At 37.1% G+C, this 22,961-nt stretch carries 27 protein-coding genes and 3 pseudogenes; 19 read left to right on the forward strand and 11 right to left on the reverse strand.

Annotated elements, in window-relative coordinates:
• Nucleotides 1-32 precede the first annotated feature (32 nt).
• A complete protein-coding gene (locus AC1MGI_RS09000) occupies nucleotides 33-467 on the reverse strand; it encodes a pyridoxamine 5'-phosphate oxidase family protein (RefSeq protein WP_480349409.1) in 435 nt (144 codons plus the stop codon).
• Between the two features lie 140 nt (nucleotides 468-607).
• Between AC1MGI_RS09000 and AC1MGI_RS09005 the strand changes: the two genes are divergently transcribed.
• Complete coding sequence (locus tag AC1MGI_RS09005) at nucleotides 608-1,051, forward strand: ferritin-like domain-containing protein (protein WP_480349410.1); 444 nt, start codon at nucleotides 608-610, stop codon at nucleotides 1,049-1,051.
• 14 nt (nucleotides 1,052-1,065) lie between these two features.
• On the opposite strand, the pseudogene AC1MGI_RS09010 reads toward AC1MGI_RS09005, so the two are convergent.
• Nucleotides 1,066-1,611 (reverse strand): annotated as a pseudogene (locus tag AC1MGI_RS09010) (YugN family protein).
• A 265-nt stretch (nucleotides 1,612-1,876) separates the two neighbouring features.
• Nucleotides 1,877-2,242, reverse strand: coding sequence for a carboxymuconolactone decarboxylase family protein (locus tag AC1MGI_RS09015; RefSeq protein ID WP_480349411.1), 366 nt, complete (start codon nucleotides 2,240-2,242; stop codon nucleotides 1,877-1,879).
• A 194-nt stretch (nucleotides 2,243-2,436) separates the two neighbouring features.
• Between AC1MGI_RS09015 and AC1MGI_RS09020 the strand changes: the two genes are divergently transcribed.
• The 5 genes and pseudogenes from AC1MGI_RS09020 (at nucleotide 2,437) to AC1MGI_RS09040 (ending at nucleotide 5,385) form a co-directional block, all read left to right on the forward strand.
• Nucleotides 2,437-2,700, forward strand: coding sequence for a transcriptional regulator SplA domain-containing protein (locus AC1MGI_RS09020; protein WP_480349412.1), 264 nt, complete (start codon nucleotides 2,437-2,439; stop codon nucleotides 2,698-2,700).
• Nucleotides 2,697-3,725 carry a spore photoproduct lyase gene (gene splB, locus AC1MGI_RS09025; protein ID WP_480349413.1) on the forward strand — a complete coding sequence of 343 codons (1,029 nt, stop codon included), beginning with the start codon at nucleotides 2,697-2,699 and terminating at the stop codon, nucleotides 3,723-3,725. The genes AC1MGI_RS09020 and splB overlap by 4 nt, the downstream gene beginning before the upstream one ends.
• Nucleotides 3,726-3,855: 130 nt before the next feature.
• Nucleotides 3,856-4,029, forward strand: a complete 174-nt coding sequence (locus AC1MGI_RS09030) for an asparagine synthase (RefSeq protein ID WP_480349414.1) — start codon at nucleotides 3,856-3,858, stop codon at nucleotides 4,027-4,029.
• A 620-nt stretch (nucleotides 4,030-4,649) separates the two neighbouring features.
• Nucleotides 4,650-4,847: pseudogene (locus AC1MGI_RS09035) on the forward strand (recombinase family protein); the annotation flags it as partial.
• An 85-nt stretch (nucleotides 4,848-4,932) separates the two neighbouring features.
• Nucleotides 4,933-5,385, forward strand: coding sequence for a nucleoside deaminase (locus AC1MGI_RS09040; RefSeq protein WP_480349415.1), 453 nt, complete (start codon nucleotides 4,933-4,935; stop codon nucleotides 5,383-5,385).
• A gap of 164 nt (nucleotides 5,386-5,549) precedes the next feature.
• Here the strand turns inward: AC1MGI_RS09040 and AC1MGI_RS09045 are convergent, their stop codons facing one another.
• The gene (locus AC1MGI_RS09045) at nucleotides 5,550-6,464 is read right to left on the reverse strand and encodes a DsbA family protein (protein ID WP_480349416.1); all 915 of its coding nucleotides are present in this window, start codon (nucleotides 6,462-6,464) and stop codon (nucleotides 5,550-5,552) included.
• 18 nt (nucleotides 6,465-6,482) lie between these two features.
• Nucleotides 6,483-6,797, reverse strand: coding sequence for a winged helix-turn-helix transcriptional regulator (locus tag AC1MGI_RS09050; RefSeq protein ID WP_480349746.1), 315 nt, complete (start codon nucleotides 6,795-6,797; stop codon nucleotides 6,483-6,485).
• Between the two features lie 237 nt (nucleotides 6,798-7,034).
• Between AC1MGI_RS09050 and AC1MGI_RS09055 the strand changes: the two genes are divergently transcribed.
• The 3 genes from AC1MGI_RS09055 to AC1MGI_RS09065 all read left to right on the forward strand — a co-directional run bounded on the left by AC1MGI_RS09055 (nucleotide 7,035) and on the right by AC1MGI_RS09065 (nucleotide 8,767).
• Nucleotides 7,035-7,466, forward strand: coding sequence for an SDR family oxidoreductase (locus AC1MGI_RS09055; RefSeq protein ID WP_480349417.1), 432 nt, complete (start codon nucleotides 7,035-7,037; stop codon nucleotides 7,464-7,466).
• Nucleotides 7,467-7,765: 299 nt separating this feature from the next.
• Complete coding sequence (locus AC1MGI_RS09060; protein ID WP_480349418.1) at nucleotides 7,766-7,939, forward strand: hypothetical protein; 174 nt, start codon at nucleotides 7,766-7,768, stop codon at nucleotides 7,937-7,939.
• A 264-nt stretch (nucleotides 7,940-8,203) separates the two neighbouring features.
• A complete protein-coding gene (locus tag AC1MGI_RS09065; RefSeq protein WP_480349419.1) occupies nucleotides 8,204-8,767 on the forward strand; it encodes a tyrosine-type recombinase/integrase in 564 nt (187 codons plus the stop codon).
• An 87-nt stretch (nucleotides 8,768-8,854) separates the two neighbouring features.
• Here AC1MGI_RS09065 and AC1MGI_RS09070 read toward each other — a convergent pair whose 3' ends face one another.
• Nucleotides 8,855-9,541, reverse strand: a complete 687-nt coding sequence (locus AC1MGI_RS09070; RefSeq protein WP_480349420.1) for a universal stress protein — start codon at nucleotides 9,539-9,541, stop codon at nucleotides 8,855-8,857.
• A gap of 317 nt (nucleotides 9,542-9,858) precedes the next feature.
• On the opposite strand from AC1MGI_RS09070, the gene AC1MGI_RS09075 reads away from it, so the two are divergent.
• From AC1MGI_RS09075 to AC1MGI_RS09110, 8 genes are all read left to right on the forward strand, one after another.
• Complete coding sequence (locus tag AC1MGI_RS09075) at nucleotides 9,859-12,246, forward strand: Na+/H+ antiporter subunit A (RefSeq protein WP_480349747.1); 2,388 nt, start codon at nucleotides 9,859-9,861, stop codon at nucleotides 12,244-12,246.
• A complete protein-coding gene (locus tag AC1MGI_RS09080; protein WP_480349421.1) occupies nucleotides 12,243-12,668 on the forward strand; it encodes a Na(+)/H(+) antiporter subunit B in 426 nt (141 codons plus the stop codon). Before AC1MGI_RS09075 ends, AC1MGI_RS09080 begins: the two co-directional genes overlap by 4 nt.
• A 1-nt stretch (nucleotide 12,669) precedes the next feature.
• Nucleotides 12,670-13,008 (forward strand): Na(+)/H(+) antiporter subunit C, encoded by a 339-nt coding sequence (locus AC1MGI_RS09085; protein ID WP_480349422.1) that lies wholly within the window; start codon nucleotides 12,670-12,672, stop codon nucleotides 13,006-13,008.
• Entirely contained in the window at nucleotides 13,001-14,491 is a 1,491-nt protein-coding gene (locus tag AC1MGI_RS09090) for a Na+/H+ antiporter subunit D (protein ID WP_480349423.1), read from the forward strand. Before AC1MGI_RS09085 ends, AC1MGI_RS09090 begins: the two co-directional genes overlap by 8 nt.
• A 245-nt stretch (nucleotides 14,492-14,736) precedes the next feature.
• Nucleotides 14,737-15,225, forward strand: coding sequence for a Na+/H+ antiporter subunit E (locus AC1MGI_RS09095; protein ID WP_480349424.1), 489 nt, complete (start codon nucleotides 14,737-14,739; stop codon nucleotides 15,223-15,225).
• Nucleotides 15,213-15,497: a Na(+)/H(+) antiporter subunit F1 gene (locus tag AC1MGI_RS09100; protein WP_480349425.1), complete on the forward strand. Its 285-nt coding sequence runs from the start codon at nucleotides 15,213-15,215 to the stop codon at nucleotides 15,495-15,497. Before AC1MGI_RS09095 ends, AC1MGI_RS09100 begins: the two co-directional genes overlap by 13 nt.
• Complete coding sequence (locus AC1MGI_RS09105) at nucleotides 15,475-15,828, forward strand: Na+/H+ antiporter subunit G (protein ID WP_480349426.1); 354 nt, start codon at nucleotides 15,475-15,477, stop codon at nucleotides 15,826-15,828. The genes AC1MGI_RS09100 and AC1MGI_RS09105 overlap by 23 nt, the downstream gene beginning before the upstream one ends.
• Nucleotides 15,829-15,851: 23 nt before the next feature.
• Nucleotides 15,852-16,073 carry a YdbC family protein gene (locus AC1MGI_RS09110; RefSeq protein WP_480349427.1) on the forward strand — a complete coding sequence of 74 codons (222 nt, stop codon included), beginning with the start codon at nucleotides 15,852-15,854 and terminating at the stop codon, nucleotides 16,071-16,073.
• A 272-nt stretch (nucleotides 16,074-16,345) separates the two neighbouring features.
• On the opposite strand, the gene AC1MGI_RS09115 is transcribed toward AC1MGI_RS09110, so the two are convergent.
• Nucleotides 16,346-16,849 carry a GNAT family N-acetyltransferase gene (locus AC1MGI_RS09115; RefSeq protein WP_480349428.1) on the reverse strand — a complete coding sequence of 168 codons (504 nt, stop codon included), beginning with the start codon at nucleotides 16,847-16,849 and terminating at the stop codon, nucleotides 16,346-16,348.
• A gap of 629 nt (nucleotides 16,850-17,478) precedes the next feature.
• Here AC1MGI_RS09115 and AC1MGI_RS09120 point away from each other — a divergent pair.
• Nucleotides 17,479-18,186: a DUF421 domain-containing protein gene (locus AC1MGI_RS09120; protein ID WP_480349748.1), complete on the forward strand. Its 708-nt coding sequence runs from the start codon at nucleotides 17,479-17,481 to the stop codon at nucleotides 18,184-18,186.
• A gap of 58 nt (nucleotides 18,187-18,244) precedes the next feature.
• On the opposite strand, the gene AC1MGI_RS09125 is transcribed toward AC1MGI_RS09120, so the two are convergent.
• Together AC1MGI_RS09125 and AC1MGI_RS09130 are read right to left on the reverse strand one after the other, a co-directional pair.
• Nucleotides 18,245-18,541 (reverse strand): hypothetical protein, encoded by a 297-nt coding sequence (locus tag AC1MGI_RS09125; RefSeq protein ID WP_480349429.1) that lies wholly within the window; start codon nucleotides 18,539-18,541, stop codon nucleotides 18,245-18,247.
• Nucleotides 18,542-18,667: 126 nt separating this feature from the next.
• Nucleotides 18,668-20,623, reverse strand: a complete 1,956-nt coding sequence (locus AC1MGI_RS09130; protein WP_480349430.1) for an FUSC family protein — start codon at nucleotides 20,621-20,623, stop codon at nucleotides 18,668-18,670.
• Nucleotides 20,624-20,954: 331 nt separating this feature from the next.
• Between AC1MGI_RS09130 and AC1MGI_RS09135 the strand changes: the two genes are divergently transcribed.
• Nucleotides 20,955-21,233: a hypothetical protein gene (locus tag AC1MGI_RS09135; RefSeq protein WP_480349431.1), complete on the forward strand. Its 279-nt coding sequence runs from the start codon at nucleotides 20,955-20,957 to the stop codon at nucleotides 21,231-21,233.
• Between the two features lies 1 nt (nucleotide 21,234).
• Here AC1MGI_RS09135 and AC1MGI_RS09140 read toward each other — a convergent pair.
• A pseudogene (locus tag AC1MGI_RS09140) lies at nucleotides 21,235-22,277 on the reverse strand (IS630 family transposase).
• A 93-nt stretch (nucleotides 22,278-22,370) separates the two neighbouring features.
• Complete coding sequence (locus tag AC1MGI_RS09145; protein WP_480349432.1) at nucleotides 22,371-22,922, reverse strand: recombinase family protein; 552 nt, start codon at nucleotides 22,920-22,922, stop codon at nucleotides 22,371-22,373.
• Nucleotides 22,923-22,961: the final 39 nt, after the last annotated feature.

Genomic DNA, 22,961 nt, shown 5'->3' on the forward strand with positions numbered 1-22,961 from the left:
AGGGAGGACTGTAGGAGTCTAATTAATTTGAGTTACCCTCCATTTTCTATAGTAAGCTCTTGAGAATGCTCGCCATGGATGTTTAATATACGGACAGTTTCAGGTTCTATTTGAAGAAACACGTAGTTCGGATCTTCAGGACCGTCAAACCATTTATTAAATGATTCGTCCCAAAATTGTTTTTTCAAAGCTTGTGAATCATTAATGGAAGATGTTCCTAAGATTTCAACATATGCATCGCTTTGTCCTTTTTCTTCATAACCTAACAATACAGAAACGGAAGGATTCTTTTCTATTTCTTCTATTTTCTCAGTATCCATTCTCGTTGGTGTAAATAATGTTAAGTCGTCATTATAGAACGTCATATACCGTGAATGGGGCTTGTTATTTTCAACAGATGAAAGAATACCCGTTCTGTGATCAGAGATAATTTTAACCACCTGTTCTTTTAAAACTTGATCGCTCATTAAATCTACTCCTTTTCTTATAAGTTATAGTTAATTTTCCTCTAAATTAGTGTGATTAAACTGTAAAAAAATTACTTTCATATAGAAGGGATAACCATTACTACTATGACAATAATAAATAAAAAAAGGAGTGGTTAATAATGGAAGAAAATGGTGTAGTAAAAACATTAAATAAATTTTTAAAAGGGCAATACATGGGTATCCATGCTTATGAACACCACATACAGAAATTAAACGAACCTTACATAAAAAGTGAATTTCAAAGAATTCAACAAGATCATAAGAACCATGCCTTAAAAGTTGCTGAAAGAATTCAAAACCTTGGAGGAACACCAGTGGATGATGAAGGGATGATTGGTTCCGTCCAAGGCTTTATTGGTCAATTTATGATTCCTGATACACCGGCTGGAATAATAGAAAGTGCATTAAAGGGAGAAGATTATTATGGGATCCAAGTGTCTGAAAAAATTGTAAAAGGGGATTTAGACCCTGAAAGTCGACAATTAATTGAAGGGATATTAGATAAGGACAGAGTGCATGTTAATTTCTTAAATCAATTAGTTAACGAGAATAGACCGTCATGATATCATTTCTTTTCTTAACATTCTCTGTCCTTAATTACTAAATTACTATATAAAGAAAAGGAATGGTTAGGAAGTGGGAATGACGAGTGCGCTGATTTGTTTATTGATTCAATCACAAGCACTATAAGAGAGTTTAATAATTCATTCATGGAATGCAATACTTGTTCTATTGTTTCTTCGCCAGCTTTTACCCACCTACTTTTATCTCTTATATCCCAGTCTTTATCCAAAGGCTCTTGAAATTGATTAAGTCCTGTGGAAGCTGTTAGTAAAGAGTTTTCATCATAGTCTAACCCAATATTCACTACATGTTTAATAACATAAGGTGTTCCAAACTCAATATAGGCATTAGAATGATCTAATGCCCCTGTCAAAACATTAAAAGGGATTCTTAAATAGATCGATTCCCCACCTTCCCGCTATAAAACTGCATCGAATTTCCCTTGGTCATATTCAAAATTACTACAGAAACTACACCCATAGGAGTTAAACATTTTTCGAGCAAGTCCAAAATTGGCTTTTTTTTCTTCTAATTCTGAGTTTAATTTGATCATCACCATTCACCTCTAATAAAAATATGTATTATTACTATTATTTTAAAAAAGTGGGGGGAAATACATAAAAATATGGGTCGAATGTAATTAGAAATATACGATGAAAAACTGCTTTCCAAGTGAAAAGAGATAGGTCGAGATTGAATGAATGTTTAATTTTTACAAATAGTTTAATTTATTTATTGTTTGAGTAAATTTTACTCCAAGAGAATCAAAGAGAAAGGACGAACTCTTTACGATTCCATCCTTAAACTAAACTACTATTGAAATTTTATTGTTTCATTTGGTTCAATTCCTGGATGCATTCTTGAACAAGAGTAACTCCTTGGCTTATGGATGCCCCACCTCCAAATGCTGCAGTCACACCTATAGTTTCAAGAATGTCTTGTTCTGAGCAACCTTGATCAAGGCATCCTTTTGTATGATAGATGATACAATACTCGTCCTGAGCATGGAGACTGATGCCTAATGCGATTAATTGTTTTTCTTTTTGAGATAAAGTACCTTCTTTAAAGCATTCTTCAGTAAAAGAATTAAATTGTTTTGCAAATTCAGGCATTTTTTCGGTGAACAATCCAAGTCCTTTTTTATATTTAATAAGTGCCTCTTCAGTAGAGTTTCTAATTTCAAAATTCATTTATCATTAACCCCATTTCAAAAATAGTTATGTTCCTCAAAGTTATTATGAGCCGAATGTGTATGTTTAAACAAAATATTATTATAAATTTCAAACCTTTACATAATCAAGAAAACATAATTTTAGGAACTAAAGGCAAAACTTTAATAATGAATAACTTTACCTAATAGTTCTTAAAGAAAAGGGTGATATAAATGGAACTTTATAACGAAAATCAAACATATCATGCTGGAGATATTGTCTATGTTTTTTACCGTAACCCGCACACGCAGGATGTAGCAAATATACAGGTAGCAGCAGTTGTAAATAACCCTGAGAATCCCAATGAATTAGCTATTTTTCTTTATGAAACTTATTATCCGCTATCCAGTGAAATGGCTATTTACTCTACAGAAGATGAGGCGAATCAAGCCTTCAATTACTATTATGAAGACGTATCAGAGGGGACATTGGAATGAATATGCCATTTACACCTAAGCTCGTATATTTTGAACCCAATGCGTTGGATTATCCATTAGGAAGAGAGCTTAAAGAAAAATTTGAAAAACTGGATGTTGAAATACGATATACGACTTCCCATAATCAAGTAAGGAATCTTCCTGGCGAAAATGATTTTCAAAGATATCGAGTAGCAAAATCCACGTTAGTAGTTGGAATTAGAAAAACGCTTAAGTTTGACACATCAAAGCCATCAGCAGAGTACGCTATTCCTTTTGCAACAGGCTGTATGGGTCATTGTCATTATTGCTATTTACAAACTACGATGGGGAGCAAGCCATATATCCGTACGTATGTTAATGTCGAGGAAATCCTGGAAGCTGCCGACAAATATATGGAGGAACGCGCGCCCGAACTGACTAGGTTTGAAGCATCCTGTACATCTGATATTGTTGGGATTGATCATTTAACCCATACGTTAAAACGGGCGATTGAACATTTTGGTGAATCAGAGCATGGGAAATTAAGGTTTGTAACAAAATTTCATCATGTAGATCACTTACTTGATGCTAAACATAATGGAAATACAAGGTTTCGATTTAGTGTTAACGCTGATTATGTGATTAAGAACTTTGAGCCAGGGACTTCTCCTCTAGTAAAAAGAATTGAGGCTGCAGGAAAAGTTGCAAGAGCTGGATATCCACTTGGTTTTATAGTAGCACCCATTTATCTTCATGAAGGGTGGGAGGACGGATACTATCATATGTTTGAGCGTTTGAGTGAGGAATTGCCTTTAGAAGCTAAAAAAGATTTAACATTTGAGTTTATTCAACATCGATTTACTAAGCCAGCTAAGAGAGTAATCGAAAAAAACTACCCCATGACAAAATTAGAGTTAATTGAAGAGAAAAGAAGGTACAAGTGGGGGAAATATGGAATAGGAAAATATATTTATCAAAAAGAGGAAGAAGAGGACATGAAAAAACATCTATACACCTATATGGAAAAATTTTTCCCAAATGCTAAATTAGAATATTTCACATGAAGAATACCATTAAATACTAGATTTATTAATATATCATGGAACTTTTTGGAATAGCATATTTCTACTTATAAAGGTAACAATAAAGATGGTGAATATACACCAACTAACTACGATGTAGGGGGATTTTACTATGAATATTCGTGAAGGTCTAATACCAACTGCATTAGGATCTGCTGTAACGGTTACAGGTTACGTAATGAAACAAAATCGTGGATCAAACAAAATGATTGCAAATACCATTTTTGGTTTCGGTTTAGCACACGTAGTATTGGGCGTAATAGACCTTGTAGAACATCGTCGTTAGGTAATAAGAAGGCTGAGCAGTGTTATATGCTCGGCCTTCTACACTTATTGAGGTTAGAGTATGGAGATAATGTAATTGTCGCATCAACAAGCTTAAAATTAATGAGAAACAAAAAGGTAAATATCAGCAGGATTCGGGATCAAAATGTTATAGAGAGCATGTGAGTCATGTTCCAGATTGCGGAGAAAAAAGTGTGGATCTAGAGATGCAAAGGGTTTAGTAATTTAACTAATAACACTAATCAATAATTGTATCGTAGAAAATAGAGAAATATGATAATTATCTCCAAGATTATCCTACTTAACGGTTACATTAGTTTAGGTAATTGTAATCGTTGGTCAATTGTGTAGCTTATTCTTCTGTTATAGTTATTTAATAATAGGGTTCTTATTCTTTTGTAAGTTAATTATGTATGGGCTAAACGGTAAGAGCTGATCAGTCTATTCAATATAAATAGAATACACTCAATTGATAAGTCTTTGATTCCTTGATATTGTTAGCTTAATAGATCCTCAATAGCACCTATCAAAAATACATATTAAAAAAGGAAGAAAAATGATCTATGGATATGCTCGGGGTAAGTATTCAAGAACAAAACCTAGATTAAAGAAAAGTAGCTTTCAGGAATTAAATTAGCCAAACAAAAGGGAAAATCGAGAAAGGGTAAAAAAATATACAAATAAACATCCAGGAATGAACCATGCCCTTGAAGTACGAAAAAAACAGATAAAACTGTTAAGGAGATTTGTATAATTACAAGGCTCAGTCAGGCAGCGTTTTATGGGAAGCTAAAGGAAATGGAAAAAGATAAGTTGTGAAAATTGGGGATTTATTCATATGTGGACCTTTTTTCTCGATTCATTTCTTTACCTCTTAAAAAGAATATTAATGGATGTTTTTAAAATGGACAAATTCATGGAACGAGCAGTAGAACTAGCGATTGAAAATGTTCGTTGTGGTGGTCAACCTTTTGGTGCAGTACTTGTCAAAAATAACAAGGTTGTAGCTGAAGGCGTGAATGAACTGCACAAAGCGTATGATGTTAGCGGGCATGCGGAATTACTTGCTATCCGGCGCGTGCAAGAGCAAGTACAAACGAATGATCTATCAGGTTATACAATGTATGCAAGTGGGGAGCCTTGTCCGATGTGTTTATCAGCTATGTACTTTGCTGGAATCGAAAAGGTTTTTTATTGTGCATCAGTTGAGAATGCGGTTGAAGTGGGATTAGGGAAATCAAAAGATATATATAAAGACTTACAAAAAACAAAAGCGGAACGTGCACTTTCGATGATACAAATGCCATTGAAAGCAGGGCAAGAAAATCCAATGAAGATTTGGAAAGAGCAATCTTGACTTTGGAAAAATGCGAGTTTTGCAAGAATGAACAAACATTTTTATAAAAGAGTGTTCTCACTGAGTAAAAAGAGCGTATTTTGATGGTGTTTCTTATCAAAACAGGCTCTTTCTTTTTGTTCGCTAATCATTAATAGTTGAACATCCTACTAGATCTACCATCCTCATCTTTTTTCAATATAAACTTCTCCAAGAATTTCTTTACTTTCATAATCAACAGCCGAAAGTTCTGTTTGTAAAAAAGAATTTACTTCGCTTTGTTCCACATCATATAGAACTTCTATTTCTTTTGAGAACAAGAGACCTTCTTTTTCAAGAGTTTTGGTTAATTCAGGAACGGGCTGTGCTTGAGGCTTTTTCGCAAGAACTTGTTCTAGTCCATTTACATAGAAGTCAAGTGGACGTGCACCAACGATTTTTACCCCTTTATTCTCTTCGTTTACGATGATGATTGTTGGGAATCCGCGTACGCCAAGACTTCTAGCAAGGGCAAAGTCTTGATCTAAAAGTTGCTGTCCACTAGGAAGTTCTGCTTCTTTCACGATGGATTCTCCGTCAAGGCCCATTTGATTGACAAGATTAATCAAAATTTGTTCTTCGGCAATATTTTGATTAAAGGCAAAAACCGCTTCTCTTGCGCGACGTAAGAAAGTCTTAGCTAGCTTCTCATCTTTTTGTTGAATGATTTTAAATACTCGAGAAGGTGGGTAGGATGACTGAATCGGATCCGTAAAGAATAATGAACCGTCAATTGGCATACGGGAATGCTCGCCAACTTCTCTCCAGTGACCAGCTACGTCTGCAGGACCACCAATCCCATTCGCTACGTCTGCAAAGCCATCCCAACTTTCTAATAATCCACCCATTACAGTGTGGAATTTAATATACTGTCCGTACTGCTCTTCGAATTTTCGTAAAACTGGCTCAAGCGCCCAACAATGAGAGCAAATAGGGTCTGTTACATAATAAAGGTTAATCACTTCTTGAGATTGGTTCAAATCAATCGTTTCCATTACGTCTTCGCCTGGGTCACCGCATACTCCTGTTTCTAGATCACAAATCATATTATTTTTTGTCATTTTATTTACCTCATTTCTTTATTGATTTTTATACTGTTGTGCCCACTCTTGGATCGGCACGAGGGCATTTGTCAAGGCGCGGCCTTTTTCTGTTAATTCATACGAAATACTGACGGAAGAACCAGTTTCTACTTTTTTTTCAATTAATTCATACTCGATTAGTTCAGAAAGTTTTTGCGAGAGCGCTCTAGGCGTAATATCTGTAAGATCCCTTTTTATCTCAGAAAAATGAGCTGTGCCATTTGGACAAAGCGACAAGTAATGGATAATTAACCCGTTCCACTTCTTACCTAATATTTGCATCGAAAATTCTAAATAAGGACAAATATTAATAAAATCACCTCCTTTGTATATTAAGTATATCAAGTATAAAAAATATATAAAATGGTTTTTATTAGATGAATGATTCAATTTTGAAAGTTAAACTGGGATAAATAAAAAGCCAACCATTCATACTAGGATAAAAGTCAGCTTTACTTTGATATCATTATTTAATTCAGTTATCGATTTCATTTTTCTCCAGTAGAAGATTTCCCTTTAGAGAAATGGAATCTTTTAATCAACGTTATTTTGACTGGAACATTTTTAATGACGAAACATGTTCTTCCTATTATGAAAAAACAACAAAAAGGACGGATTATTAATATATCGTCTGCACATGGCAGAGTGCCTGATGCTTATAAATCCGCTTATTGTGCTGCTAAATATGGCCAAGTAGGATTTACTCAAGTAACGGCACTAGAAACGGCACAAGATGGCATCACATGTAATACGATTATGCCTGGACCAGTACGTACAGAATTAATCGAAAAACAATTACCAAAACTAGCAGCACAGGATGGTACAACTGTAGAAGAAGCACTAAATCACCATATCCTGGGTAAACAATGGATGAAACGTTTACTTGAGCCTTCTGAAATTGGTGCTACAGCTGTTTTCTTAGCTTCAGACGGTGCAGCTGCAATTACGGGTGAAGGAATCGGGGTTACAGGCGGGATTTAATTTGCTTGTACCTAGCTATTTTTAGCTAGATTTTGTCTGAATAGGTATAAGTACATTTTCATCAACTCTAGATGTATTTTTCATAGTAGATATATTTGAAGAATGAGAGAAAAATTAAAGGATGTCCCATAAGGAATGGTCAGACCCTTCTTGGACATCCTCTTTGTGTTGTTTTAAAAGAGCTACCGGAAAAATCTGGTAATCTTCTTGGAGTGACTACCGTCCAATCTTTCAGGTCTTCTTTTCATGCATTGAAAATAAGATATAAAGATGTGTATATAGAAGAAAGTAGGGTGAGCATGATGGAAGAAGAAAAAAATCTTGATCTTGAGCATAAGTTAGATGAAGTGATTAAAAGATTAGACCAAATGGAAAAGCAGAACCAGAATCATAGAGGCATGTTTGGTCATAATGTATGGGTACTCGTACCGATTGTCGCGATTGTTATGTGGGGGTTACAAAGGATATTATGATTCCAGCGTATAGGTCCATTCGATTTTGAGAGGAAATATTCACCTGAAAAACGATGAAAGCATTTGAAAAAAGTTGTTCCCAAGGAGTCAGACCTCACACTTTATATACCGTTTATTGTGTCATTTAAACGATATTAAGTAGATGTGGGGTTCTGCCCCTTTCGTTATGGGACAGCCTTTTTTTTGCCTTTTTGGCGGTTTTCAAATTTGTAATGTTACTTAGTTTTTGTTAACATATAATTAAGTAACATTAGGAGGAAGCCGATGGAGTATGTCGATCCGATAAAAGACATCGAAAATATTATTGCAATGAAAGAAATTTTAGAGAAGCAATCTAAGCGGGATTTATTGCTTTTTGTATTTGGGATTAATACAGGCATTAGAATTAGTGATTTGCTTTCGCTTAAAGTAGCTGATATTTGGGATGGGACAAAGATAAAAGAATTTCTTTGTGTTCGTGATGATAAGAATGATGAAAAGCAGGCATATTATATAAATAATAGCGTGAAATGTGTTTTAAACAATTACTTGGAAAGTTTAGATTTTACGAGCGGTGACTATCTTTTTAAGTCAAAAAAAAATGCACAGCCAATCACACGCCAGCAAGCGTACCGCATCATAAACCATGCAGCGAAAGAAGTGGGAATCACGGGGAAAATCGGTACACATACTCTTAGAAAAACTTTCGGATATCATGCGTATCGCAAAGGGATCGCGATTTCCATTTTAATGTCGATTTATCATCACCATACGCCTGCAGAAACCTTACGTTATTTAGGAATTGAAAAATCTGAGGAACAACTGATAAAGGTGGATGTTAATCTGTAAAAGATCAGGGGAGAGGACTGACGTTTTTAGATCAATCAACGACAAAAAAACCTCCACTAAAATCACCTAGCGGAGGATTGTATATCGTTATTGTTGATCGTCATATGTTTCGAGCGTCATGTCAACATTCGTTAAATCATGGATGCAGTCATCCGTAACATGAACTTGTAGAGTTTCTTTGTTTTTCATGAATTTGAAAATACCATTATTAAAATCAGTGCCATGTTCTTTGAAGAAGATTCCTTCAAATTCAACATTTTTTGTATGAATGAAGATAACTCGGTAATAGTCTCCTTCTTTCACAAGGTATGCACGGACTCCTTTCTCAAAGTGACCCTCTTCGTCTTTAAGCGAACGAGCAACTGAGATGATATGAAGATCGATAAATGGAATTTCACGTAATAACGAGTTAATTACGGAACCCCTGGCGATTTGTTCCCAACGGCTTTGAGCTGTTTGACCGAGAATAATCTGTGTAATATGTTTTTCCCTCGCTATTTCAGCAATTACTTTAGTAACAGGTCGTTTTTCATTATCTCTAATGATAAATGCTTCGGCGTTATGTTGATCTGCTAATTGTTTCCATCTCTCAATATAAAATGATTTTTCCACATCTAATTCATCAAATGGTTTTGGGTCAATGGTTAGGATATAGAGTGGGCAATCAAGCATATTTGCAATTTTACAGCCGCGTTGAATGAGGCGCTCTCCGTTTGGTCCATAATAAACGCAGACGAGGATGCTTTCATCCATACGCCCTTTCAATTTCTTCATTTTTAAGTTCACCTCGAGTTGATGTGAATGTAACAGGATTTTACATTCCGTTAAACTATGTATGACTATAGCTTATGGTTCATCAACAGTCAATCAAATAAAGAAAGTTCCAGGAATGCCTATTTAGGAGAGTGGGATGGACGGCTTAAAATAAAGCAAAGGGTCAGACTCAGCAACAACTAAATCCAGTATATTTTACATGCATGAAACGCTACAAACTGATTAAGAGTGCACGATCAGACCCTTATGAGACACCATCTTCATTATATTCATAATTTTAATAAAAGGAGGGGGATTGATTGAATTGGTTACCCATTATGATATTGATTCCATTTATTTTTGCAATATTTGTTCCACTCATTTATAAACGCTTTACACCACGCGTTCATACAGGTTGGTTTGTATTTTTTGTGCCGCTTACATTATTCATCTATCTGTTACGTTATATCCCCGCTATTTCTAAGGGGGAGACCAGTCATAATACGATACCATGGATTCCGTCTGTAGGTATTAATTACACCACTTATTTGGACGGATTAGGTCTTATTTTTGGCCTTCTGATTACTGGGGTTGGCGCGCTCGTTATTCTATACTCCATTTATTACATGTCAAAACACCGCGAAGCACTTCATAACTTTTATGTTTATTTGCTTTTATTCATGGGTGCGATGCTTGGGCTTGTCTTCTCCGATAATATTCTAGTCCTATATGTATTTTGGGAATTGACAAGTATCTCCTCGTTTTTATTAATTGCGTACTGGTCACAACGAAAAAAATCCCGTCAAGGTGCTCTAAAATCGATGCTTATCACGATATTCGGGGGGCTTGCGATGCTTAGTGGGTTCATCATGCTTTCCATGATGACAAATACGTATAGCATTCGTGAAATGATAACCGAAGTAGATGGCATGATTGCGAATTCTTTATTTCTTCCAGCTATGATTTTAATTCTACTAGGAGCTTTCACAAAATCTGCCCAATTTCCATTCAGTACTTGGTTACCTGATGCAATGGAAGCACCGACACCGATTAGTGCCTATTTGCATTCCGCTACGATGGTAAAAGCAGGGATTTACTTAGTTGCCCGATTTACCCCTGTTTTCGGAGGTAGCTCGGAATGGTTTTGGATTGTTTCAGGAGTAGGGATGATTACCTTACTATATGGCTCTGTAAATGCCGTAAAACAAACGGATCTAAAAGCATTATTGGCCTATTCGACGATTAGTCAATTAGGGTTGATCATGAGCTTACTTGGTTTGGGGTCCGCTGCGATGTATTTTGGACAGGGCGATGAATCAACGATGTATGCAGTGGCTGTTTTAGCCGCTATTTTTCACCTAATTAACCACGCTACCTTTAAAGGAAGTCTGTTTATGGTCGTCGGCATCATTGACCATGAAACAGGAACTCGTGACATTCGTAAATTAGGCGGCTTAATGCATCTTATGCCAATTTCCTTTACGCTTACGATTATTGGTAGTTTTTCCATGGCAGGTCTGCCTCCATTTAACGGTTTTTTGAGCAAAGAACTGTTTTTCACAGGTGTATTACAGGCTGCGCAACTGAATGTGTTTAATATGGAGACTTTCGGAATTGTTTTTCCTGTTATTGCATGGGTAGCCAGTGTTTTCACATTCATTTATTGTATGATTCTCGTATTTAAAACATTTACAGGGAAGTATCAACCAAAGCGGCTGGAAAAGGAAGCACATGAAGCTCCGATCGGGATGTTGATTCCACCGATCATATTAGCTTCTCTTGTCATTGCCATCTTCTTTTTCCCAAATGTCGTTTCAAAGTACCTTCTTCAGCCGGCCGTCGTCGCCATCTTGCCGGATTTTGCTCAAAATGGTGGCGCTCATGTACAAATTAGTGCTTGGCATGGTTGGAATACAGAGTTATTCATGACAATTGGGGTTGTCGCCTTAGGTCTACTCATGTTCATTTATTTGAAAAAATGGATCAGAATCTATGGAGTTTTCCCACAATCGTTGACATTAGATCATCTCTATAATCAGGGAATTGAGAAAACTGAGTCTATTTCATATCGATTGACGAACCGTTATATGACGGGTTCGATCCGTGACTATTTAGTCTATATATTCGCATTTATGATTCTGATGTTGGGTGGGGCTATTTGGCTGTTGAATGGTATATCCTTTGATTCTTCAAATGATGCGCCGATTAGTATGTATGAAGGTGGATTAGTAGCAGGGATGGTCATCGCTGCATGTACCGTACTTTTTTCAAAGTCAAGGATAACTTCCTTGATTGCTGTTGGTGCCCTCGGTTTTCTAGTATCCATGCTTTTCGTTATTTTCCGAGCACCGGATTTAGCACTTACTCAATTGGTCGTTGAAACTGTGACAACTGCTTTGTTTTTATTATGTTTCTATCATCTACCAGATTTCAGCAAGAATATCGGTCGAATGCGATTCAAAGCGACGAACCTCATTATTTCTATTGGAGTAGGCATGGTTGTAACTATCTTAGCGTTGTCTGTCAATGGAAACCGTCTCTTTAAACCAATTTCAAGCTATTTTGAGGACTCGTATGAGCTTGCTGGTGCTAGAAACATCGTAAACGCAATCCTGGTTGATTTCCGTGGATTTGACACAATGCTGGAAATTTCCGTTCTGTGTATCGCAGGTCTAGGAGTGTACACATTAATAAAGCTTCGATTAACAGGGAGGGATAAGGAATGAAGAAGCCAAATGATGTCATTTTGCATTCAGTTACAAAAGTGGCTGTCGTGATTATCCTGACATTCTCTATTGATCTTTTCTTCGCTGGTCATCATGACCCTGGTGGAGGATTTATAGGAGGACTTGGTTTTGCCTCAGCCTTGACTCTGCTACTTTTGGCTTTTGATATTGAATGGGTTCGTGAAAACATTCCAATCGATTTTAAGGTGGTTACAGCAAGTGGAGTATTAATTGCTGTACTTACTGGTCTAGGTAGTTTGGTTTTCGACGCCCCATTTTTAAGTCAAACATTCAATTATTTCAACTTGCCTATTTTCGGGAAGACTGAACTTGCTACCGCCGTTATTTTTGATTTTGGAGTCGCGTTGGCTGTCATCGGAACAGCTGTCACGATTATTTTGAGTATTGCGGAGGATCGATAAGATGGAAACATTAATGTCTATCCTTGTTGGACTATTATTTTCAATAGGCACGTATTTAATTTTGACGAAAACTTTGTTAAGAATCGTATTAGGAGCATCCATTATCAGTCATGGGGTCAATTTACTCATTCTTACGATGGGCGGATTAAAGAAAGGGGGTCTCCCACTATTAGGTGAGAATAACCTTTCTTATACAGATGCCTTACCCCAGGCGTTAATTCTAACAGCGATCGTCATTAATTTTGCAGTGACTGCACTTTTTTTAGTGCTATGTTATCGCACGTATCAAGTTGTGGGCACGGATGATTCGAAGCAATTGAGAGGTAATGAAGATGAATAATATTGTACTACTGCCAATTATTATCCCGTTAATTACTGGGATGATTATGGTTATCTTTCGGAAAAATATCCGATTTCAACGGGCTTTTAGTTTCTTTGCCATTTTAGCAACTGGAGGGGTATCGGTTTTTCTGATGGCGCAAATTAGAACGAAGGGAATTCAAACCCTTCAGTTAGGTGGATGGCAGGCTCCTTTTGGGATTAGCATGGTGGCAGATATGTTTTCCGCTTTGCTTCTTCTCACAACAAGTTTCGTTTCGTTATGTTGTTTACTATTTGCTTTCCGTTCCATTGGGAAAGAGCGAGAAGCGTCATATTTTTACCCGATGTTTTTATTCCTTATTACAGGGGTTAATGGCTCCTTTTTGACTGGAGATTTATTTAACTTATACGTTTGTTTTGAAGTGATGTTGATTTCGTCTTATGTTCTTATCTCCTTAGGGGGAACGAAAAAACAGTTACGGGAGTCGATTAAATATGTCCTGACAAATATCGTTTCGTCCTTCCTTTTTCTGGTGGCGATTGCGTATTTATATGCGATGACAGGGACTTTAAACCTTGCTCATCTGTCTGTGCGTATTGCTGAGGCAGGACAAGATGGACTCATGACAACCGTTGCGATTTTGTTTTTAATTGTATTTAGTATGAAAGCTGCTCTCTTCCTATTCTTTTGGCTGCCTGGCTCTTATAGTGCCCCGCCAACTGCCATTGCTGCTCTTTTTGCAGGATTACTAACAAAAGTAGGGATATATGCTTTATTTCGTATGTTCACGCTTGTATTTTATCATGAGCCGCAAATCACTCATTTAATTATTGGTGTTTTGGGTGCATTGACGATGTTGTTAGGCGCCATCGGAGCCATTGCTTATTGGGATATTAAAAAAATTCTTACGTATAACGTCATGGTAGGGGTAGGATTTATTATGGTAGGTTTGGCATCCTTTACGCCAGTGGCTATGGCTGGCTCCATTTCCTATCTGATTCATGACATGATTATTAAAGCCCTAATCTTCCTTATTGGAGGAACGATGATTCATCTTACTGGAACAAGTAAGCTCAAAGAAATTAGCGGACTCATCGGTACACATCCATATTTAGGCTGGATGTTCTTTATCGCCGCACTATCACTTTCAGGGATTCCACCATTGAGTGGTTTTATTGGCAAAGTATTTATTACACAAGGGACGTTTGAAGCAGGGTACTATTGGCTCGGTGCAATGGGTCTCATTACGAGCTTAATGGTTTTGTTTTCTATCATGAAAATTTTTATGAACGGCTTTTGGGGTGAAACCTATTTAAGTGAAGAAATGGAAAAAGGGACGACTAAGGGATTGATGTTCCCAATTGGCCTTCTAACGGTTGCAACCATTGTTCTAGGAGTAGGGGCAGAAGGGATTCTTGGATATGTGAATCTTGCAGCTGAAAGTTTAATGAATCCGAAGCTTTACATCGAAGCGGTATTTCGGGGAAATGTAACTCCTTAGGATAAGTCAGTTATTGCTTGGGAAACGTATCCGAAATAATGTAGGCAATCTAATTTGTCTGTCTTTAAATCAGCGTCTAGCTTACTGTGATTGGTAAGACAACTTTAGTGTTTGATCTCTATTTTCTTCGTAAGCTACCAAAGGTGCTTTGATAGTTTATATCGAGATAAAGCTACAATTCATTTATTTTGCCTGTCTAACGCTTGTCCTGTATTTTTTGAAATGATTGAAAGGGGTGAATGAATATGCCTTTCCAAGTATTAATCAATTTATTTATTGCTCTATTATGGATGTTTCTTCAAGATGAATGGAGCGTGTTAACTTTTTTTAGCGGCTATTTAGTTGGGTTGCTTATTCTTTTTCTGATGCGTCGTTTTTTTCCTCACTCCTTTTATTTAATTACTTTTCTTTCTATTTTGAAATTATTTCTCGTCTTCATTCGGGAATTGATTACGTCAAGTGTGCTTGTGATTCGACAAGTGATACGGCCGAGGATCAATATTACCCCGGGAATTTTCTCTTTGAAAACGGATTTAGAAGGGGATTTGGAAGTTACTTTACTCGCTTTACTCCTAACTTTAACCCCAGGTTCTGTTGTGGTTGAAATTTCTTCGGACTCGAAGGTATTTTACATTCATGCGATGGACATTCCAGAATCTAGCGATGCCGTTATTAAGTCGAGTATAGTATTTGAGAAGGCCATTAAGGATGTGACTCGTAAATGTTCAAATTAATCTTGATGATTTCGTTATTTTTCTTGACCCTTTCTATGATGGTTGCTCTTTACCGGGTAATAAAAGGGCCTTCCATGCCTGACCGGGTTCAGGCGTTAGATACAATAAGCATTAGCTTAATTGGGGGAGTGGCCATTTGTTCTGTATTGTTTCATACTCATGCCTTACTAGAAATCATCTTGATACTCGGTATTCTTTCGTTTGTCGGAACGATTTCTTTTGCAAGATTTATCGAAAGAGGTGTTGTCATTGAACGCAAACATATCAAGTGAAGTAATTGCTGCTGTCCTTATTTTGGTCGGTACGCTTTTTAGCTTTCTTAGCGCAGTCGGCTTAATTCGATTACCTGATGTGTATACCCGTTCACATGCAGCGTCCAAAAGTTCAACTCTCGGTGTCCTTTGTACACTACTCGGGACATTACTTTATTTCTGGATAACTGATGGATATTTCAGTATCCGCTTGATTTTGGGCATTTTCTTTGTGTTCCTAACTGCTCCGGTTGCGGCTCACCTTATTTGCCGAGCTGCTTATCGCTCAAATGTAGAGCTGGCAAAAGAAAGTGTTCAGGACGATTTGAAAGAAGTTTTAGAGAAAGACTAATTGCTTATTTAGGAGGGATATTCATGGCAGAAATCAAATATGAAATCAAAGAAAATATCGGTTCCATTTCGCAATCTCCAAAAGGATGGAACAAAGAACTCAATCTGATCAGCTGGAACGGCAAAGAACCAAAGTTTGATCTGCGAGATTGGGCATCTGAACATGAAAAAATGGGGAAGGGACTCACTTTAACACTGGATGAGGTAAGAGCGTTGAGAGATTTGTTGAATGGTCTGGAGTTGTAGGTTTCAATCTTTATATGTTAAGGAAAATGTGAGGCGGTATTAGTAGAAGTGGTTGGAGCGGAAAATGCGCATAATTGGGTAATGGATTTGTTTAGAGGGATGCTCCTATAGAAGAAACGATACTGCATCTATAGGCAAGAAGTTCAAGGGAATCTAGGATGAATGAACTTACCGAATGCTCAAAAATTCAGGGTCAGCGATTGCTCTCCCTGAATTTTTTTTAGGAATTTTAATCTAATGATGGCTACACACGGTACCAATTCTGTGTTTACTTATTTGATTGAAAGACGATACGCCTTTACGATGATCCCATCATCAGCTGGCTGAAAATCAAACTGAGGCAATCTATCAAACCCCATACGTTCATATAGCCGCATAGCACCTTCCATGAAATCAGCAGTATGTAAACCGATGTGTTTGGAACCATTTACCTGGGCCCACTTAATACATTCATGAATTAATGCCGAGGCAACGCCTTTGTTTCTTGCCTGAGGTGAGACGGCAAGCATTCTTATTTCCGGATAATCTAACATATCGACAAGACCTTTATAGGCATCAAGTTTAGCTGGAAACAAAGCAACACTTCCTACTATTTCTCCGTTAAGATCAGCTACTAAACGTTCTACCCCTGGCTGTACATCGGCATCCGATGTTACCGACTGTTTTAGTGCGAACCAATGACTTTCTGGAACACTTTGTGAGTGTTCTTCATATGCTTGTACTCTTTGTTTTCGAATCAAATCTAATTCACTTTCTAAAGCTTTGCGGATTTTCATCACAAGCATCCCCTTTTGAATTTTATGTATTTTTAACCTGATTTTACCTTGTTGCATTCATACTATTTTAGCATGGATAGTAAAGGGATATGAAGAAAGACGTGTTTCATAAAATCATGTTCCAATACTCTAATTCTAGTCGAATGCGCACACGTTATCAGTTGAAAGTGAAAGAGGTATTCCTTAATGGAATTCACTATGTTTTACATAAGAAGATGCTTACAAGGGTGACACTTTCGTTATTGGTCCTTTTTTTATCTACACTTATTCCCAATATACCCTTCATTTTATCCTCATACTTGTCGCCAATTTAGCTAATAATAACAATAAAGTGAAACTTCAATCAGTGGGGGGTTCATCATCCCCCACTGATTGTTAGTCCCGTTCTACTGTCGCTAAGATCTTCGCTTTCGCTTCGATCAATCGACAGTACGAACCCGATTCAACGAACTCAGACTAAGTCCGCCGCGTCCTGCGGCAACGCCTGAGTGACCCACATCCTGTGGGCCTCAACTAAACCGCTGAAGAGCACAGCGGTAAGTTTCACTGTATCTCACCAATCGGACTTTTACTGCCCGTTAATGCGGGATAAATCGCTGATATAGCATAAATTGAGGATGTGAGTTAAGATCGATTTTTTCCAGAGTCAGGAATCACTTACCGCAATTCAGTGGATCTTGAGAGCCATTGTCTCTTTCTTCTTTTTACTCTTTGTTGCTAAGATGATGGGACAACGATCCCTTTCTCAGTTACGTTTACTTGATTTTGTTATTGCATTAATAATTGGCAATATTATTGCTCACCCTTTGTCTGATCCACAGTTAGGTTTGAAAGGGTCTATGACAACGACAATCGTTTTGGTTTTTTTATATGTAATGGGTATTTTTTTAAGTCTTAAATGGAGCAAGCTTCGAACCTTTGTTGAGGCGCCTTCATTTCCCCTTATTGAAAACGGAGAAATTATTTATAAAAGCTTATCTAAGGCTAGGATATCTATTGATGTATTATTATCTGAATTAAGGAAGGAGAAAATTGAAGATCTGAAAAAAGTTTCACTAGCAATATGGGAACCAGATGGTACCATTTCATTTTTTATAAATTCTCAATATCAAGCTGTAACTCCCTCCGATTTACAAATCGTAACAAAAGCCTTTCACTATCCAAGTACGGTCATTAAAGAAGGGAAAATGGACCTCAGTGAATTAAAACGAACCGGCAAAGATGAATTATGGCTGAACAATGAAGTTAAGAATACATACAATCTGGACGTAAAAGAGATCTTACTAGCAACAATGGACCAAAACGATCACATAAAAATCTTTTTGTACGTCAAATAGAATGAACTCTAAAGGAGAAGAGAGGGTGCCCCAATTGATGGGACACCCTCTTTCGAAATTACTCGTCTTTATTATCTGGATCTGTCATATCTTTCGGATCTTCAATTGGATCTTCTGGATCTGGGTCATTATCATTTTCATCATCTTTAAGCATGTTATCATTTTTATCCACGCCTGGGACTGTGCCGTTATCCTGATCATTCAAATCATTTGTATCATTCACATCTTCATCTACTGGAGCTGGAGTCTCCACATTATTTTCTGGTGGAGGCGGCTCTTGATTATTATTACATCCCGCCATCAATATTACGGATAAAGATACCCCTGCTAACATAAGAAACCATTTGTTATACATGATTGTACCCCTTTCAAATTTATTCTCTATTATAATTCCTAAAACTAAAGGGAAATATTCAGCAAAAAGGGAGAGGAGAAGAAATTAGTGTAAATACAGGCCTGATCCTTTAATATTGGAAAGGACTCAGCTTTTATATTGATTTTTTTCACAAACGTTCATCGCATTTTGCAAGGAAATAATCTCCTTTTGTATTTTGGAAAATCCATTTATATCAGGAACGTCCTTTTCTACATATAGGCGATGATATTCGGCGGTTTGTGCCAAGGTTTCTAAAATATAAAGAAATTGGGCAAGTTTATCTTCAGAAAGAACAGGCCGATCCAAGTCTTTTAAGGAAGAGTCTAGTAAGTATCCCAACTGGTCGATGGAAAATATCACGGGCCAGAGAAACTCTAAAGCTTTTTTATTGCTTGGACGCTCACCTAAAGCAGTCGTATATACTGTTCTTAAATTGGTTAGATTGGTATGCATTTTAATATGTACTCGGCTTTTTTCAAAATGAAAATCTTTTCTTTGTTCAGAAAACAACATGAGTAAGAACTGTGCTTGGCTTCTAATCGTTTTTGCGATTAAATGAGGGAGCAGACCAGAAGCAGATGTCCGGCCAACTAGTAGTACCCCTAGAAGACCAATCAGACAACCAATTATAATATCGATAATACGTGTTGTAGCGAAAAATGGCATGTTATGCATCTGAGTTGTGCTTTCTGCCATCACTAACGCGTTTGGGGTGATAAACATTGTAGCAAGGGCATAATTACGTACAATAAAAAGTTCGGTAAAGAATGTTAAAAGCAGGATGATCATGCTGATAAAAAATCCTTCTGGGTGAATTGAAAGAATGAAACTCGCTATCACAACGCCAATAATGGTGCCAACTGACCTTTGTATTGCACGGAGGAAGGTACTCATAATGGTCGAACCTAACAGGACTGCAGCACAGGAAAGTGGCACCCAATAAGATCGATTAAACTCAAATGCGTAGGCAATCAGGGCTGCAATCGTAAGAATAATTCCGTACTTGACAGCAGTCAGAAAGACAATCGAAGTTTTGTCAAAAGCGCCTAAAAAAACGGTCTTTACGGACTGTTTTGTAATTTGTATTTCGCGATTAATCTTGGACATTGGTTCATTCATGATCGCATCCGCATTATAAACGCTTGTGAATAAATGGTCCACGGATTCATCATCCTGATCTGGTTGCAAAATGCTATCAGGGATGCTTTTCTTATTGGCTTCAATAGAGCTTGTTAGAGCCCTGACGGATTCTCCTAATTCTGATGGGAGTTTCTTATTTTTTTCTACTGATCGGTCAAGAACTTCCAAATAAATGCTACTTGCATGTTCATTTAATAAGTACAACCGTTTATAGAAATCAGAGCTTTGCCAAGAGATATATCCTGCTATAAGTGTATGGTTTGCCTCTTTCATCGCTACAACCGTTTTTTCTCTAGCGTCATTAAATGTTTCCGTACCGACTGAATCGAGGAAAGAAGCCAATTCACGATAGACTCGTTTTACAGCCGTTGTTTCTGGTCCATGTGGATTGAAAAACCAGCCGGCCATAGCAATCAGCCATGATAAAGTCCCGCCAAGAAAAATAAGACCAGCACGTAGTGGAGCAAGCGATGGATCTATAGGCATTCCTGTCGTCATGGCAAAACCTAAAACTAAAAAAACTGCGGCAGGTCCTGGGATTTTTAAGGTCCCAAAAATAAAAGTTGCAATCGCTCCAATACCACCTATCATTAACGCTGACAAAATGGGATAAGGGGCGACAAGTGTTCCTAAAAAAACGGCAAAAGTAAGGCAAAGCAGAACAGAAAGTAGCTTTTTCGCTCTTTGTGCATAGGGCTCATTAAAAACATAAAGGTATGTGAAGCCGCCGATTCCTGCCAACAAGCCGTATTGAAAGTTCCCTAGTATCAAGCCAATCAAACTAGGTAAGGCCGCACATAATCCAGCACAAAACGCCTTTGTCCATGGAAGGGGATTTTTTTTAATCTCAAATGCTTGTTTAATCGTCGTAACGAGCGAATTTGATTTAAGAGAAGGATTAATTTTTTCATTTTTGGCCATGATGAAGCCTCCTTACCTTCATTGGTAGTTATGTTAATCTTCCCTTGTTTGTACACTTTCTATGTGTCTAGAAATAAATCCCGAAAAAGATAAAAAGAAACTTAAGTAAAAACTTCAAGAAATACTCTTTATTTTTGGAATTTTGCTATTATGGGGTTAGGTTAATTATTTTTATTTATCAGGTGATGGGCGTGAGGAATATCTTTAAACAACGGATAGTAAAATTTATATTCTTTTCTTTCGGCAGTATTCGTACGAAGATGGTGCTGTTTTTTCTAATTGTTGCTCTGTTGCCATTGCTTTTATTTGGATTTCTATCATATGGGAAGTCGTGAATAAACAATTTAATGAGTATGAGCAATTTGCTGTGTCTCAGCTTGATAAACAAATCGAAAATACATTTGAGCAAATGTATCTTGTTTCGAAGGATATCAATCAATATTTATCGGACCCAACTCTGGTTATATTAAAGGAGGAAATCCCTCATAGTTATACTGAATTTATTGAAATTGAAAACTTTGAAAGATATTTAGAGGCACATAAGACGTATAACACGAAAGGAATCTATTTAATTACCAATCCAGGCTACTATATGAAACGCATTAAATAGTCTATAAAACAATACACAACCGATCAATGATCGTTTTCAGGACTTGGTTGATCTCTTCGATAAAGGCTGGAACATTTTTACGAATATCTTGTACAGGCTCGTAAAACACATTGTACACCACAGACGTTTTTAACCACTTCCATAGGCCTTCAATTAGATTGAGATTTGGGCTATGGAAGTGGCAAAAAAAGAAGATTTATCCGTTCTCTATGCTCTTCTAAAAAAAGGTTGAATAAGCTTGGCGTGATGGATGCGAGCGTTATCCAATATCATCACGATTTTCCCCATAGGGTACTCTTTCAAGACGTTTTCTAGAAAGCGAAGGAAGGTTAGAGCATCGAACGATTGATTCTGCATACAAAAAACAGACCCTGTTTCCCTAGTAACTTCACGATTTGGTGTTGACCATACGTCGGAATTTTACGCTGCTTTCCTTTTGGAAACCAGGTATATCCGATGGCTAGGTAATCACGGATCGTCGACTCATCTTGAAATAGAACGTTCTAGATTTCCCCATTTTCTAGTTTTTTTAGATCCTGAAACGTATCTCGAAAGGCTTCCTGTTTAACGGGATCTGCTTTAGCTAGTGTGTACGTGGGGCGTGTGTGACTAAATTCTAATCGATGAAGAAGGCTGAGCACCCCACGATCTGCATACTGAACGTCAAATTCCCGTTGAATCCATTCGCGTAACAACGGACTTGTCCAATTCATATCAGTTTTCAGTCCGACTTCTGCAGGTGTTTGGTGCAAGACTACTTCTCGCACTTGTTCTTCTTGTTCGGGTGTCAACCGTCGAGGAGCACCGGGGGAATGACTGAGTTGTAATCCCGGAAGGCCATGGGCTTCCGGGATTTTTGATGTAGATACTAATGGTATTCACATTAAGATTCACCAAAGATGCAATTTCCCGATAAATCTATCCTTGTAAGTGAAACTGTATGACTTGATAACGTTGATATAAACGGACATTCTTTTCTGTTTTCAATGCCTGTCGGATTTCTTCTAGTCGTTGTTCCAGATTTTCATAGGTTTGTATTTTCATCTATTTCGCATCCTCTCGTCATTCTAGTTATAAATAGAATTCGATAAGAAGTACATTAGAACCTTTATTGCGTTTCATATACACTAAAACAGATTACATAATTTCACTTTCAAGATATCTATATAATGTAGATTTACTAATTCCTGTTTTTTCTTTAATCTCAGCTAAACTGTATTTTTTACTCTGATACATAGTAATAGCCCGTTTCACATTTTCATCAGGTTTTCTTGGCCTTCCAGTTGAAACTCCCTTTAGTTTAGCCTCGTACATCCCCTGTTTTGTTTTTTCACTTATCACATCGCTTTGAAATTCAAGTAAGTGGTTAACGATGGCATTGAAATGATATCCATCAGTGCTGCTTGTATCAATCCCTTCAGTAAGAGATTGTAGACAGGCTCCCTTTCTTTCAATGGTTTCTAATAGTTCTACTAAGTGATGTGTTGAATCAGCTAAAGCAAATAACTTGGTAATAATTATTTTATCGCCGCGATTAAGGTTATGAAGCATCTTTTTAAGATGTGTTCTTCTCTTTGCTGATGCATGTTCTTCTGCAATAATGATTGTACAATCGACATTTTTTAACTTTTGTAGTTGATCTGCACATTTCGGATCATCTTGATACGGTCTCATATATCCTATTAACATACATACTCCTCTACTTTTTAAAACATTTTCCTCTATTAT

The organism is Peribacillus sp. BM1, from assembly GCF_056679975.1.